At 70.5% G+C, this 13,158-nt stretch carries 12 protein-coding genes; 3 read left to right on the top strand and 9 right to left on the bottom strand.

What is annotated here, in order from left to right:
- Nucleotides 1–163 precede the first annotated feature (163 nt).
- Nucleotides 164–1,645 carry a phosphohydrolase gene (locus ACZ6SF_RS26450; protein WP_466065442.1) on the top strand — a complete coding sequence of 494 codons (1,482 nt, stop codon included), beginning with the start codon at nt 164–166 and terminating at the stop codon, nt 1,643–1,645.
- A 10-nt stretch (nt 1,646–1,655) separates the two neighbouring features.
- Here the strand turns inward: ACZ6SF_RS26450 and ACZ6SF_RS26445 are convergent, their stop codons facing one another.
- On the bottom strand, nt 1,656–2,714 hold the full coding sequence (locus ACZ6SF_RS26445; RefSeq protein ID WP_466065440.1) for a glycerophosphodiester phosphodiesterase family protein: 1,059 nt from the start codon (nt 2,712–2,714) through the stop codon (nt 1,656–1,658).
- 189 nt (nt 2,715–2,903) lie between these two features.
- On the opposite strand from ACZ6SF_RS26445, the gene ACZ6SF_RS26440 reads away from it, so the two are divergent.
- Nucleotides 2,904–3,836, top strand: a complete 933-nt coding sequence (locus tag ACZ6SF_RS26440) for a LysR family transcriptional regulator (RefSeq protein ID WP_466065438.1) — start codon at nt 2,904–2,906, stop codon at nt 3,834–3,836.
- Here the strand turns inward: ACZ6SF_RS26440 and ACZ6SF_RS26435 are convergent.
- The 6 genes from ACZ6SF_RS26435 to ACZ6SF_RS26410 all read right to left on the bottom strand — a co-directional run bounded on the left by ACZ6SF_RS26435 (nt 3,829) and on the right by ACZ6SF_RS26410 (nt 10,887).
- Complete coding sequence (locus ACZ6SF_RS26435; protein WP_466065436.1) at nt 3,829–4,665, bottom strand: carbohydrate ABC transporter permease; 837 nt, start codon at nt 4,663–4,665, stop codon at nt 3,829–3,831. The genes ACZ6SF_RS26440 and ACZ6SF_RS26435 overlap by 8 nt on opposite strands.
- Nucleotides 4,655–5,611 carry a carbohydrate ABC transporter permease gene (locus ACZ6SF_RS26430; RefSeq protein WP_466065434.1) on the bottom strand — a complete coding sequence of 319 codons (957 nt, stop codon included), beginning with the start codon at nt 5,609–5,611 and terminating at the stop codon, nt 4,655–4,657. The genes ACZ6SF_RS26435 and ACZ6SF_RS26430 overlap by 11 nt, the downstream gene beginning before the upstream one ends.
- A 4-nt stretch (nt 5,612–5,615) precedes the next feature.
- Complete coding sequence (locus ACZ6SF_RS26425) at nt 5,616–6,443, bottom strand: metallophosphoesterase (protein ID WP_466065433.1); 828 nt, start codon at nt 6,441–6,443, stop codon at nt 5,616–5,618.
- Nucleotides 6,440–7,825, bottom strand: coding sequence for an ABC transporter substrate-binding protein (locus ACZ6SF_RS26420; protein WP_466065431.1), 1,386 nt, complete (start codon nt 7,823–7,825; stop codon nt 6,440–6,442). The genes ACZ6SF_RS26425 and ACZ6SF_RS26420 overlap by 4 nt, the downstream gene beginning before the upstream one ends.
- On the bottom strand, nt 7,822–8,955 hold the full coding sequence (locus tag ACZ6SF_RS26415) for an ABC transporter ATP-binding protein (RefSeq protein ID WP_466065429.1): 1,134 nt from the start codon (nt 8,953–8,955) through the stop codon (nt 7,822–7,824). Before ACZ6SF_RS26415 ends, ACZ6SF_RS26420 begins: the two co-directional genes overlap by 4 nt.
- A 291-nt stretch (nt 8,956–9,246) precedes the next feature.
- On the bottom strand, nt 9,247–10,887 hold the full coding sequence (locus tag ACZ6SF_RS26410) for a DEAD/DEAH box helicase (RefSeq protein ID WP_466065427.1): 1,641 nt from the start codon (nt 10,885–10,887) through the stop codon (nt 9,247–9,249).
- A gap of 480 nt (nt 10,888–11,367) precedes the next feature.
- On the opposite strand from ACZ6SF_RS26410, the gene ACZ6SF_RS26405 reads away from it, so the two are divergent.
- Nucleotides 11,368–12,048 carry an NPCBM/NEW2 domain-containing protein gene (locus tag ACZ6SF_RS26405; protein ID WP_466065425.1) on the top strand — a complete coding sequence of 227 codons (681 nt, stop codon included), beginning with the start codon at nt 11,368–11,370 and terminating at the stop codon, nt 12,046–12,048.
- Here ACZ6SF_RS26405 and ACZ6SF_RS26400 read toward each other — a convergent pair.
- Together ACZ6SF_RS26400 and ACZ6SF_RS26395 are read right to left on the bottom strand one after the other, a co-directional pair.
- Nucleotides 12,038–12,292, bottom strand: coding sequence for a TfoX/Sxy family DNA transformation protein (locus ACZ6SF_RS26400; RefSeq protein WP_466065574.1), 255 nt, complete (start codon nt 12,290–12,292; stop codon nt 12,038–12,040). The genes ACZ6SF_RS26405 and ACZ6SF_RS26400 overlap by 11 nt on opposite strands.
- A 3-nt stretch (nt 12,293–12,295) precedes the next feature.
- Nucleotides 12,296–13,099, bottom strand: coding sequence for a hypothetical protein (locus ACZ6SF_RS26395; RefSeq protein WP_466065423.1), 804 nt, complete (start codon nt 13,097–13,099; stop codon nt 12,296–12,298).
- Nucleotides 13,100–13,158 lie beyond the last annotated feature (59 nt).

Below are 13,158 nucleotides of genomic sequence, written 5' to 3'. Positions count from 1 at the left end.
CCGCTGTCGTTCCGAACCGCCCGTCGCCGCAACCGCGGCGGCGGGCGGTTCGCCTGCGCGCGGGGAAATCGACCTGCTCGGCTCGTTTACCGTTCACCGAATTGCACGATTGTGCCGATACTGTCGGGTCCGTCGAGGCAACCGCGAAACCTCAGGGGTTGCGATGGGCCACCAGGCTTCCCGCAGGACCGTACTCACCGCATTCGCCGCCGCCGCGGCCGCCGCCACTCCGGCCGGTGGATTCGCGCTACTCGCGCCGGCCACCTTCCCGATGGTGGCCCGCGATCTGGAAGTGATCACCGTCAGCGATCAGTCGGTGGCGGTGACCTGGACGACCGCCGCACCCGACGCCATCGGGCGCTGGCGTCCGGTGGCCTCGGATACCGAATTCGCCCTCGGCCCGGCGGATTCACCGAAACCGCTGCCGGTCGTGCACTACGACAACACCCCCACTCCCTTCCACTATGTGGAGATCACCGGACTCGAACCCGGCCGCCGCTATCGGCTGGAGGCGCGATCGCGCGGTGTGCGGGCCGTTTCCGGATCGCCGCTGAGCTGGTGGAACGAGGAACCGGCGCACGAGTTCCGCACCCTGATACCGCCGCCGGGGCGGTTGCTGCGCACCCTCGCCCTGGCCAACGATGTGCATTTCGGCGAGGAGGTCAGCGGGCAGATCGTGCCCGGATTACCGACCGGCGTGCGCCGGGAACCCGGGATGCCGGCCTACCCGGCGGTGATGCTGGACGCTCTGCTGCAGGATGTGCGCGCACCCGATCGCGCGGCCGAACATCTGATACTCGCGGGCGATCTCACCAACGACGGCACGCCGGGCGAATCCCGCACCCTGCGCCGGCGTCTGGACAGCTGGGGTGAGTTCGGCCGGGATCTGCTGGTGTGCCGGGGAAATCACGACCGGCCACGGGTGGGCGCCGACTGGGAGTCCGGGGCGCGGCTGGCGGGGACCGGGCACCACGACTGCTGGGGGCCGCAGTTCCTGCCGCGCCAGCGACTGGCCGACTACGACCTGGGCGGGTTGCGGGTGATCGGCCTGGACACCACCCACCTCGACCACGCCGGTGGGCATATCGACACCGAGCAGTTGTCCCGCCTGCGCGGCCTGCTCCGGGACGAACCGGACCGTCCCACACTGGTTTTCGGCCATCATCCGGTGACCCGCGAATCCGGCCGCGGCAATATGGGCGGGCCCGGGTTCGTCCTCGACCGTGACAACGCCACCACACTGCACCGGCTCTACGAACGGGCGCCGGGGGTGTTCCTGCATCACAGCGGCCACACCCACCGCAATCGCCGGACCCGCCCGGATACCGCGCTCGCGGTGGAGTTCCTGGAGGTCGCCGCGATCAAGGAATATCCCGCCGGTTACGCGCTGCTGCGCCTGTACGAGGGCGGGTACATGGTGACGTTCCAGACCACCCGCCGCGCCGCCGCCCGGCGGTGGAGCGCGCGCACGCGCACCCAGCTGTTCGGGTTGCAGTCCCGCTACAGCCTCGGTTCGATCGCCGACCGCAACCACGTCGTGCGCCGGGATCTGTCCGGGATCCAGCGGGTACCCCACCACCGCACGCAGGGCCGGCCGCCGCACCGGCGCCGATATCCCGAACCGCGAACCGTCGCCCCGCGCTGAACCGGGCCGATCACGACCCCCGGACCGGCTCCGGCAGCGCGTAGCCCCGCTCCGCCAGCAGATTCCGCAGCAGATCGGGCCGGTTGGTGATGAGTCCGTCGACCCCGAGGTCGAGCAGTGCGGCCATGGTGGCGGGGTCGTCGACCGTCCACGGCACCACCCGCATCCCGTGCCGGTGCGCGGCGTCGACCAGCGCGCGGGTCGTGAAGGGCCGGTAGCCGGGGTCGCCGGCGACGCCGTCCTGCGGATCGCCGTGTACCGGTGACACCGTCGCGACGCCCAGCGAGGCCGCCGCCGCCACATACTTCTCCGGCAGCGTTCCCGGGAAGTCGTCGATATCCACACCGCCCAGCCACGGCGACCGGCCGGGCCGGTCCGCTTCGAGGAACTGCGCGCCGTTGGTGAGGGCGGCCAGCGGCAGTTCGGGGGCGAGCGCGCGGACCGAGGCGAGCGCCGCCCAGTCGAAACTCTGGATCGTGACCCGATCGGTCAGCCGGGCCCGCCGCACCTCGTCGACCACGATGCGCGCGAAATCCTCGCGTGGCGCGGTCTCCCGCGGGGCCGCGGCCTCCACCTTGGTCTCGATATCGAAGCGCACCGAATCGGCGCGGTAGGTCCGCACGAGATCGAAGACCTCCGACAGCAGCGGCATCCGGGCTCCGGGCACGATCCGCTGTTCCGGGTGGCCGGCCAGTTGCCGGGATCCGCAGTCGATCGTGCGGACCTGGGCGAGGGTGAGATCGCGGAGGAACGTCCTGCCCGGTACATAGGGAAATTCGGGATCGCCCGGGAACGCCGGGGCGGTATCGGCGCATTTGGCCGGATTCGGATCGCGATCGTGGGTGACCACCGGATAGCCGTCCGCGGTGATCTGCACATCCAGTTCGAGCGTGCTCACCCCGAGTTCGAGCGCGTTCGCGAAGGCGGCGAGGGTGTTCTCCGAAACCAGGCCCAGCCCGCCCCGGTGTGCCTGCAGATCGAACTCCCGCGGGCCGATCGCGGCGTGGTCGCCCGCCGTGGCGCAACCGGTGACGAGGACCAGCGATATCAGCGCGACAACCCACCGCATACCCGCATCGTGCCCCGCGCCCGCCGCCGCGTCGAGCCCCTCGGGGCCCCTGTACCAACTGGTTACGACCTGGTCGGATGGGGTTCACCGGCACGCAACGGTCCCGGCGCCGCCCGGGCGGCGCCGGTTCATCCTCGGTTACCCGGCCCCGCTACCGTGGCGGAGAGGGCGGGAGAAGGAGCCGGCGGTATGGAGTTCCGACATCTGATCTCGTTCCTCGCCCTCGCCGAGGAGTTGCATTTCGGCCGCGCCGCGCAACGCCTGCATCTCACTCAGCCCAGTCTTTCCGCCCAGTTGCAGAAACTGGAGAAAGCGCTGGGTGTGCAATTGGTGGCACGGAATTCCCACGAGGTCCGGCTGACCCCGGCCGGTCGCGAATTCGAGCATCAGGCCAGGCAGGTCGTCGCCGCGCTGGACCGGGCGGCCCGGGCGGCCAAGGCGACCGCCGAGGGCCGGGCCGGGTCGCTGGCCATCGGCTACAACCTGCCCGCCAGCCGTCATGTGCTGCCGAACGCGCTCGCCCGGCTCACCGACCGGCATCCCGCCATCGAGGTCTCGCTCTGGGAGAAACGCACCGGCCCGCAGCTGGCGGCCCTGGCCGCGGGCTCGCTGGATCTCGCTCTGGTGTACGGACACCCCGGTACCGCGGAGTTCCGGTACCGGCGGCTGCTGCACCGGGTGCCGATGGTCGCGGTGGTCGGGCGCCGGCATCGCTGGGCGCACCGGTCGCGGGTGTCGTTCGCGGAACTGGCGGATCAGGACTGTGTGCTGTTCGCCCGGGAGCAGTGCCCGGCCATGTACGACTCGCTGCTGCGGGCCGCGTCCGACGCGAAGATCACCCTGTCGATCGCCCACAGCGCCGACGATCCGGGCGCCACCGCGCATATGGTGTCGGTGCGACCGCTGGTGGGGTTCGCGTCGCTGCCGCGCGCGGTGTCGATGGGGATGGGCGCCGAGGGCACCGGCACCGTCGCGGTGAAACTCGCCGACCCCGTGCCGACGCTGGACCTGTACGCGGTGTGGCGGACCGATGAGACCAATCCCGCCGTGGACCTCTTCCTGGAATGCGTGGATACCCCGGAACCGGAGCGTGACGAGGCGCACCCGGCCGCCGTCAGGTGAGTCCGGAGCGGACGAACGCGTTCACGATATGGCGCTGTAGCAGCAGATACAGAATCAGGACCGGAAGGCAGGCCAGGCCCGCGACCGCCATGATCGGCCCCCACTGATCGCCCTCGGTGCCCATGAAACTCCGCAGCCCCAGTTGCACCACGCTGTTGGACCCGCGCAGGACGACCGCCGGCCAGAAGTACTCGTTCCACGCGTTGATGAACAGCAGAATCCCGAGCGCGGCCAGCGCGGGACGCAGATTCGGGACCACCACCGTCCACAGGATCGACCACGACGAGCGCCCGTCGATCTTCGCGGCGGCCAGCAGTTCCCGGGGGAAGCCGGCCATATGCTGGCGCAGCAGCAGTACGGCGAGCGCCGAACACAGGGTGGGGACGACGACGCCGATCAGTGAATCGATCAGGCCCAGGCGGGCCAGCAGGACATAGTTCGGCAGCATGGTCACCTGGAACGGCACCAGCCAGGCGCCCGCGAAGGCCAGGTACAGCGTGCGCCGGAACGGGAAGGTGTACACGGCGAAGGCGTAGGCGGCCAGCAGCGCGATCAGCAGCTGGCCCACCGCCGACAGCGCGGCCACGCAGAACGTATTGCCGATCAGCCGGGCGATATCGAGTTCCCGGGCGGCATCCCGATAGTTGGCGACCGAGAGCGGCCACGGGATGGGCGTCAGGGCGGTCACGTCCTCGGGCCGCCGCAGGGAGGTCGCGAACAACCAGTAGATCGGGAAGAAGCACAATCCCGCGGTGAACGCGAGGAGCAGGTGGCTCGCCGCGCTGCGGAGGCGGTCGATCGTCGCGCCGCGGGAGCGGTCAATCGTCATGGAAGCTCACCTTTTCCGAGAACCACAGCAACAGCGCCGCGATCACCGCGAAACCGGCGAACAGCAGCACCCCGGCGGCGGCGCCGAGCCCGGCGTCGAAACTGTGGAACGCGTAGTCCCACAGCAGGTAGTAGATATTCGTGGTGGCCTGTGCCGGACCGCCCTGGGTCATCGAGTCGATCAGCGGGAAGGTCAGGGCGGGGCCGAGCAGGACCGTGAGCAGCAGCAGGAACGCCAGGGTGGGGGAGAGCAGCGGCAGGGTGATCCGGCGGGTGATCTGTCCGGCGCTCGCACCGTCGACCCGGGCCGCCTCCTCGTAGTCGCCGTTGATCCCGGCCAGGCCCGCCCACACCACGACCACGGCGAATCCCAGCAGCTGCCAACCGGTGACGAGGACGATCACCCCGGGCGCGGTGTCCGCGTCGTAGACCCAGTTGCGGTCCGAGCCCAGGATCCGGCCCGCGAAACCGCTGCCGGGATGCAGCAGCCAGCGCCAGACCGCCGCGGCCGCGACCGGGGCGACCAGGAAGGGCGCGAAGACCAGGGCGTGGTACACGGTGCGCGCCCGGCGCCCGACCCGGCGGCCGGCCAGCGCGATGAGCACCGGCAGCAGCAGTGTGAACGGCAGCAGTCCGAGGACGAGGATTCCGGTGCGGGCGAGGGAATCCCAGAATTCGGCGAGTCCGAGCAGCCGCCGGTAGTTGTCCGCGCCGACCCCCTGCGCCGGCGCGGTCGGCAGCAGATTCCACGAATAGGTCGACAGTTCCACCGCCCGTACCAGCGGCCGGTACACCCACACCACGAGCAGTGCCAGGGCGGGAGCCAGATACAGGTAGGGGGCCGCGCGGCGGAGGATACGGCCGCCCCGGACGGCCGGCGCGCTCTTCCCGGGTCCCGGTGATCCGCTTCCGGACGGATCGGCCGCGGGTGATTCGATCACGAGCATCGGGTCAGCCCTCCCCGGAGTGCAGTGCCGCCAGCTGGTCCAGCGCGTCCTGTTCGGCCCGGTCGTAGACCGCGGTGGCGGGGGTCACCTCCACCGCCGTGGCCACCGGATCCGGCCCGAGCAGATCGATGCGGGTGAATCCGAAGCCGGTGCGGCCGCGGTGCCGCCCGGCGGGGGCGAAGGGGTCCATCCGGTAGGACAGCGCGGGACCCACCCATACCGGCACTCCGGCGAGCGCACCCGCGCCGGTGTAGTGGTTGTGGCCGCAGACGATCAGTCGCACATCCGTTCCGGCGATCACCGCGGCGAGCCGTTCCGGCCGGTGGAGCCGCAGGGCCTGGGTGGTCGCGATCGGCGACGGGATCGGCGGATGATGCAGGACCAGCACTGTGCCGTGGCGTGCGGGTTCGCGGAGTACGGCGGCCACCCATGCCAGCTGGTCGTCCTCGAGCCTGCCGTCGTGGCGGCCGGGGGTCGTGCTGTCCAGCGTGACCACACGCAGTCCGGCGATATCGTGCACATCGTCGAGCGGCCGGCCGAGTTCGGCGGTGAACGCCCGGCGCTCGTCGTGGTTGCCCATCACGTAGATCGTCCGCGCGCGCAGTTCTTCGGCCACCGGTTCGACCGTGTCACGCAGCCGCCGGTAGGCCTCCCGCGAGCCGGTATCGGTGAGATCGCCGGAGAGCACCAGCGCGTCGATCGGCTGCCCGAACGCGCGCAACCGCTCGAGCGCGTGGACCAGGTTGGCATGGGTGTCCACCGTGCCGTGCATCAGCTCGCCCGCGGGCCGGATATGGGTATCGGTGAACTGGACGACGGTGACCGTACTCATGACGCGGGCAGCAGGTCGGTGAGCCGGTCCCGGGCCTCGGTGAGGGTGGCCTGCGGCGGCGCCCCCTGGAAGACCACCGCTTCGACCGCCGCCATCATGCCGTCCCGGATCTGCAGATAGTTGTCGCCGGGCATCGAGATCCACGGTTCCATGGCGGCGAGCTGCGTGACGTTCGGCGTGAGCAGCGGGTTGCGCCGCGACCATTCCCGCAGGCCGGCCGGATCGTCGATCAGGCCGGTGCGCAGCGGCAGGTAGCCGATGGCCTGCGAGATCCGGGTGTAGGCGTGTTCGCTGGTGAGGAATTTGATCAGCTCCCAGGAGGCGCGTTGTTTCGCCGGGTCGTCCGACAGGATGTAGAGGGAGGCGCCGGAATTCGTCGGTACCGTGGGGCGGCCGGCGAAGGCGGGCATCGGCGCCGACCGGAGATCCCAGCTGTTCGCGGCGCCCTTGACGAAATTGCCCTGGATGGAGCTGGTTTCCAGGATCATCCCGATCTCACCGCGCGCGAAGGCCTCGTATCCCTGCTTCTGGTTGAACCGGGGCATCGCCCCCGATTCGACCAGTCGCTGCCCCATGGCGGCCACTTCGACGGCGGGCGCGTCGGCGAAGGTGAGACTGGCACGGTCGTCGGCGATCACCCGGCCGCCGTTGGACCGCACCAGCGACTGGAAGCACCAGTCCTTGGCGGATTCGGTGAGGCAGTCGATATAGACACCGCCGCGCCCGGTGCGCCCGGCGATCGCGGCGGCGGCGTCGTGCACTTCCCGCCAGGTGGCCGGCGGCCTGTCCGGGTTCAGTCCGGCGGCGGTGAACAGGGAGGCGTTGTAGTAGAGGACCGGGGTGGAGAACACGAACGGCACACCGTAGGTGTGGCCGTCCCAATCGGCCAGCGTGCGGGCCCGGGGCGCGTAACCGTGCCGCTCGCCGTCGAAATTCGCCCGTACCGCGTCGCCGCCGAACAGCAGGTCCAGCGGCCGCGCGCCGAGGCGGTTCACGGTGAAGTCCAGATCGCTGAAGCCGAGCTGCGCGACGTCGGGGGCGGTGCCGGCCACCATCTGGCTCTGGACGCTGGACACCGTATCGGTGGCCGGATTCGGGCTGTTGCCCTGCGGTTTCTGCGCGGTCACCGCGATATTCGGGTATTTCCGGCGGAAGTCCGCGATCAGGGAATCGAAGGTATCGGTCCAGGGTCCGGCGAGGCCGTAGTTGTAGGACTCGAACACGATGGACACCTGCTGACCGGGTGCGAGTTCCGGGACCGGCGCCGCATCCGGGCCGGCACCGGGGGTGCTGCCCGGCGCGCCGCAGGCGCTCAGGGCGAGGACGGCGGCGAACACCGGACCCAGCACGGCCACGATGCGTTTCACGGTGAATCTCCTCATCGGATGGTTCCTGAGACGCCGGCCTCGTGGCCGGCGGGTGTGTGGTTCCGGGGACGCCAGGTCAGGCGCAGACCGGAATCGGCGTGGAAGAGATGGATATCGGCCGGTGCGATGCGCAGTCCGATCGGTTCACCGGCGGTGACGCCCGCGGGCCGGCGTACCCGGGCGCACAGGGTGTGCGCGCCGGTGGCGCAGTGGATCAGCACCTCACCGCCCAGGTTCTCCACCCGGGTCACCACGCCGCGCAGGCAATCGCCGTTCGGGTCGAGGTGGAGTTGTTCGGGCCGCAATCCGACGACGACCGGGGTCGCGGCGTCGAATTCGGCGGCCGGGAAGGGCAGCGCCATATCGAGTCCGTCGCCGACCGCGCGGACGACGCCGTCGCGCACGGTGACCGTCGCGGGCAGCAGATTCATCGGCGGCGCCCCGAGAAATCCGGCGACGAAGGCAGAGCGCGGGTGGTCGTAGAGTTCGGCCGGGGTGCCGACCTGCTGTATCCGGCCCCGGTCCAGTACCGCGATCCGATCGGCCATCGTCATGGCCTCGACCTGGTCGTGGGTGACGTACAGGAACGTCGTCGCCAGCCTCCGGTGCAGCGCGACGAGCTCGGCGCGGGTGCTGCCCCGCAGGGTGGCGTCAAGGTTGGACAGCGGTTCGTCCATGAGGAACGCGCCCGGTTCGCGGACCATGGCCCGGGCCAGCGCGACCCGCTGCCGCTGCCCGCCCGACAGTGCCGCGGGTCGCCGGCGCAGCAGATCGGACAGATCCAGCGCCGCCGCCACCTCGGCCACCCGCGCGGCGACCTGCGCCCGGGGCATCCGCCGCGACCGCAGCGGGAATCCGATATTGCCGGCCACCGTCAGATGCGGGTACAGCGCGTAACTCTGGAAAACCATGGCGAGGTTCCGCTGTTGCGGGCCGGTACCGGTGATATCGGTATCGTCCAGCAGGATCCGGCCCGCGGTCGGCTCCTCGAGCCCGGCCACCAATCGCAGTAGCGTGGACTTGCCGCAGCCGCTGGGCCCGAGCAAGACCATGAACTCGCCGTCGGCGATATCGAGACTCACCTCGCGGACGGCATCCTCGGGCCCGAATCTCTTGGACACCCCGTCGATCCGCAGTCGCGCCATCGCGGTCACGCCACCGGTTCGGGGGTGGCCGGGCAGCCGCGCGCGGCCGGTTCCGTTCCGCGGATGTGTGCGGGATCGGGTTCGGTCGGTCGGCCGGGTGTACTCCCCACGCTGGTCATGGGGTCAGTGTGGGCGCCGGCCGCCGGGAACCGTCGCGGCGATAGTCACCGCCGATCGCGCGAGTGGGGAACCCGCTCGGGCTGGATTATCGGAACATCGCCGGATAGCCGCGGCGCACCGCCGCCACGCCGGCCCCGGTCATCCCGGGGCCGGCCGTCGCGATCCGGGAGGTCAGCCGGCGGGGCGGGTCGCCCGGCGGGGCCGTCGCGACCCGCGCGCGGAGTCCGTGTGGTGGGCGCCGCCGGCCGCGTTCCGCGCATTCGCCGATTGCTGGTTGCCGGTGCTCTGCTGCCGCCTGCCGGCGGACGCGGCCTGCCGGGTCGTATGCCCGGATGTGCCCACTCGTTTCGAGGTGCCGTCGGAGCCGTTGCCGCGGCGGGCGCCGGAACCGCGCGCTCCGGCGTGCTCCACCGTGCCGGTGTGTTCGCGCGTGCTGCTCGCCGCGCCGCCCCGGCCGCGCCGCCCGCCGCGCGGGGAGGTGCGCTCGGCGGACCCGCCGGTGGTGCCGTCGTCACGCCCGCGCGCGGCCGATCCACGTCCGCGACCACCCCGGGGGCGACCCCGCCCGCCGCCGGCGGTCCGGGCGCCGTCGCGTTCGGCGGTGGCCGGCCGGTCCGGGACCACCGCCGGTCCCGCGGCCACACCGCCGGTCAGTGCGGTGACCGCCGCCGAGGTGGCGGTCACCGGTTGCGGAGCGACGTCGATACCGGCCTTGCGCAGCAGCGCCGCCACATCCTTGCGCTGCTCCGGCAACACCAGCGTCACCACCGTGCCCTCGGTGCCCGCGCGGGCGGTGCGACCGGAACGGTGCAGGTAGGCCTTGTGTTCGGCGGGCGGGTCCACGTGCACGACCAGTTCGAGATCGTCGACGTGGATACCGCGGGCGGCGATATCGGTCGCCACCATGACCTTCGCGGTGCCCGCGGCGAACGCCGCGAGGTTACGGTCGCGGGCGGGCTGGGAGAGATTGCCGTGCAGGTCCACGGCCGCGATTCCGGCCTTGGTGAGTTCCCCGGCGAGCCGCCGGGCGTGATGTTTGGTGCGCATGAAGAGGATGCGCCTGCCCTCGCCGGCCGCCAGCGCCCGCACGAGTTCCTTCTTGGCCGCGGATCCGTCGACCTCGAAGACGTGGTGCTCCATCTTCGGGGGCGGCGCGGCCTCGTCGTCCACCGAATGCGAGACCGGATCGCTCATGAAGCGGTTGACCAGTTTGGAGACCCCGTTGTCCAGGGTGGCCGAGAACAGCAACCGCTGGCCGCCGGCCGGGGTGGCCGCCAGAATCCGGGTCACACCGGGCAGGAAGCCGAGATCGGCCATATGGTCGGCCTCGTCCAGCACCGTGACCCGAACCGCGTCCAGGGTCAGCGCCCGCTGTTTCATCAGGTCTTCGAGCCGGCCGGGGCACGCGACGACGATATCCACGCCGTGGGCCAGCGCCCGGATCTGCCGGTTCACCGGGACCCCGCCGAATACGGTGGTCACGCGGAGGCCGCCGATCTCGGCCAGCGGACCGACGGTGGCCGCGATCTGCGTGGCGAGTTCCCGGGTGGGCGCGAGGATCAGGCCGGTCGGCCGTTTCGGCACCCGGGTGGTCCCGGTGAGCCGCGCCACCAGCGGGATACCGAACGCGAGGGTTTTGCCGCTGCCGGTTTTCCCGCGACCCAGGACATCGCGCCCGGTCAGCGAATCGGGCAGGGTGGCGGCCTGGATGGGGAACGGGTCGGTGATGCCACCGGAGGCCAGCGCGGCGGCGATCTCGGCGGGTACGCCGAGATCGGGGAACGAGCGCGCGGCAGCAGTGTGGGCAGGCATGGAGATATGGGGGCCTTTCGGCATCGGAGGTGATACCGCGACGTCCGTTCGGACCGTTCGTCCGCGCCTACACGAGGGGGCGGTGTCGCGGGTCCCGACGCGAAAGGCTGGAATCCGCGACGGATAGTACGTGGGTGCGCATCGGGCGCGGGTACTACGGACACCCTACCGTACCGATCGGCCCGTTCCGATCATGGCGATCGTCACCCCCCGCGGGGCCCGGCGGTCACGACACCGGTCACCGGAAGCGGATCGAAATCCGGTTCGCCGGCCGTCCGTCCGGTCCGGACCGATGAAAGCCGAAAACATGCCGTCCATTTCATTGCCGAGGCGTTGCCCGCCGGTGTACTTGCGAACATCGGCTCCCCGGCGGAACAATCGAGTGAAGCGCTCCAATTCCATAGCCCTACCCGGCGTGGTATATCTCTGCTGCGGCGCCCGACCGGGTTCCGTCGAGTTTCGTCGAAGAAGAGTGTGCGCGTGTCCAATCCAACCGAACCCACTCGCGGGCCGATCCCGCGCCCCCATTCGCTGACGACGGGCGCCGAGCCCGGTCCGTCCGGCGGCGGAGCCGAGCGCGGAGTGCTGATCGTCTCGGGTGTGGGCATCGGGTTGGCGATCGTCGGGCTCGTCGTCTCCCTGATCGCCGGGACGGGCACCGGTGACGCGGATTCCGATACCGCACAAGCGATTACGACCACCACCTCCAGTGCGGCGCCGGTCCCGCCGCCCGCACCGCCGGTCCCCGCGGTCCCGCAGCAGTACCTGGCCGATATGACGCCCACCAGTGGTCCGGCGTATATGGGATCGATGCCGCTGGCCGGCGTCTCCTACCCGCATTCGATTTATCAACAGTTCAGCGGCTGCGATACCGAGGTCTCCCACACCTACAACCTGAACCGTGAGTGGTCCCGTTTCTCGTCGACCGTCGGCATCGCCGACGGCGGCAATTCGCAATCGGTGCTGCAGTTCGAAGTGATCGCCGACAACAAATCGATCTATAACTCCGGAAATGTCCGTGCGGGTGAAGCGCCGAAGATCGACATCCCGGTGACGGGTGTGCAGAATCTCACCATCAGTTTCCTGTTCGTCGGCGGCAATTTGGAGAGTTGCAGCCAGGCCGGAAACGGTATGTGGGGAGACGCGGGTCTCAGTAAGTGACGTCGCCGGCGGGCTCCGGCGAGCGGTGTAGCGCCGCCGCCAGTTCCCGCTTCCGCGCGGCGGCGAGATACCGGTAGTTGCTGCCGGAAATCGCGCATTCCAGCGCCCACAGCATCCGGATATCGAGTTGTTCGCCGCCGGCCGCGCGCATCCGCCGATACGTCTCCACCGCGCCGACCCGCCGCAACTCCTCGAAGCTGTCGATTTCCGCCTTCGTGAGCCAGGCCGCGGCGTGCCGGCCGATCTGCTACCGGTAGTTTCGCCACTCCAGGATTTTCAGGTGGGCCCGGCCGCGCACGAGATCGGCTTCCTCCCAGATCGCCGGGTCGAGTACTTCGGGATCGGTGGGGACGTCCGCGTGCCGTAACACCGACTCCCGGGCCCGGATGGCGGTGCTCACCAGGTGATGGAACCGCCGGAAGATCTGGATCTCCCCGCTGGTCCACCGGCCGGGTGAGTCCAGGTACGTGTAGTCGGTGCCGTACGCCCCGGTGTCGAGCCGGGCGGCGTCCATCGCCCATTCGCGGCATTCCGCCGGGGAAGCGGGTTTCACCAGGACGGCGCCTGCCACCCGCTCGGTATACCCGCGCCGCGGTTCCCAGTGCGGAGGGTTCGGCGCCCCGGCCAGGCCGCTCGTCCGCCAGCGCACCGTGCCCTCCGGCGTGTTCCGTAACGGCAGCGTACGCAGGAGATCGCGGGTGGCCCGGGTGGTGAGCCGGGTGCACCACCCCGGGACCAGCACGATCGGGTAGGCGGGGGCGGCCTCGAACGGTGTGGGATCGATGAACGGCCGGTCGATCACCAGTACGGTGCCGGGCCGGGCCTGATAGGCCAGGCCCCAGAACAGGGTGGCGAGCAGGCGGGCACCGTGATCGTCGGAGAGTACATGCCAGGTGTGGTGGAAATAGTTCGTGCTGAACCGGGCGGTGGTTCCCGGGCGCAACGAGATGACGGTGTGACGACGTCCGTCCAACCGCAGCGACCGGCGATGCAGCTTCAGCCCGTCACCCGCCGCGCGGGCGGTCCGGGGGCGCTGCCTGAGTGTGCTCATCGCTTTCCATGAAGCCGGACGCGCGTGGGTGATCTCAACCGGTTTTCCCGGCGCGGCCG

Source organism: Nocardia sp. NPDC049935, assembly GCF_055586645.1.
Note: the sequence above shows the minus strand (reverse complement) of the source record. Positions and strands in the feature narration are given on the sequence as shown.

Bases quoted from the DNA above. Each gene is read 5' to 3' on its own strand.
- ACZ6SF_RS26450 (WP_466065442.1), top strand. From the start codon at position 164: ATGGGCCACCAGGCTTCCCGCAGGACCGTACTCACCGCATTCGCCGCC.
- ACZ6SF_RS26445 (WP_466065440.1), bottom strand. From the start codon at position 2,714: ATGCGGTGGGTTGTCGCGCTGATATCGCTGGTCCTCGTCACCGGTTGC.
- ACZ6SF_RS26440 (WP_466065438.1), top strand. From the start codon at position 2,904: ATGGAGTTCCGACATCTGATCTCGTTCCTCGCCCTCGCCGAGGAGTTG.
- ACZ6SF_RS26435 (WP_466065436.1), bottom strand. From the start codon at position 4,665: ATGACGATTGACCGCTCCCGCGGCGCGACGATCGACCGCCTCCGCAGC.
- ACZ6SF_RS26430 (WP_466065434.1), bottom strand. From the start codon at position 5,611: ATGCTCGTGATCGAATCACCCGCGGCCGATCCGTCCGGAAGCGGATCA.
- ACZ6SF_RS26425 (WP_466065433.1), bottom strand. From the start codon at position 6,443: ATGAGTACGGTCACCGTCGTCCAGTTCACCGATACCCATATCCGGCCC.
- ACZ6SF_RS26420 (WP_466065431.1), bottom strand. From the start codon at position 7,825: ATGAGGAGATTCACCGTGAAACGCATCGTGGCCGTGCTGGGTCCGGTG.
- ACZ6SF_RS26415 (WP_466065429.1), bottom strand. From the start codon at position 8,955: ATGGCGCGACTGCGGATCGACGGGGTGTCCAAGAGATTCGGGCCCGAG.
- ACZ6SF_RS26410 (WP_466065427.1), bottom strand. From the start codon at position 10,887: ATGCCTGCCCACACTGCTGCCGCGCGCTCGTTCCCCGATCTCGGCGTA.
- ACZ6SF_RS26395 (WP_466065423.1), bottom strand. From the start codon at position 13,099: ATGAGCACACTCAGGCAGCGCCCCCGGACCGCCCGCGCGGCGGGTGAC.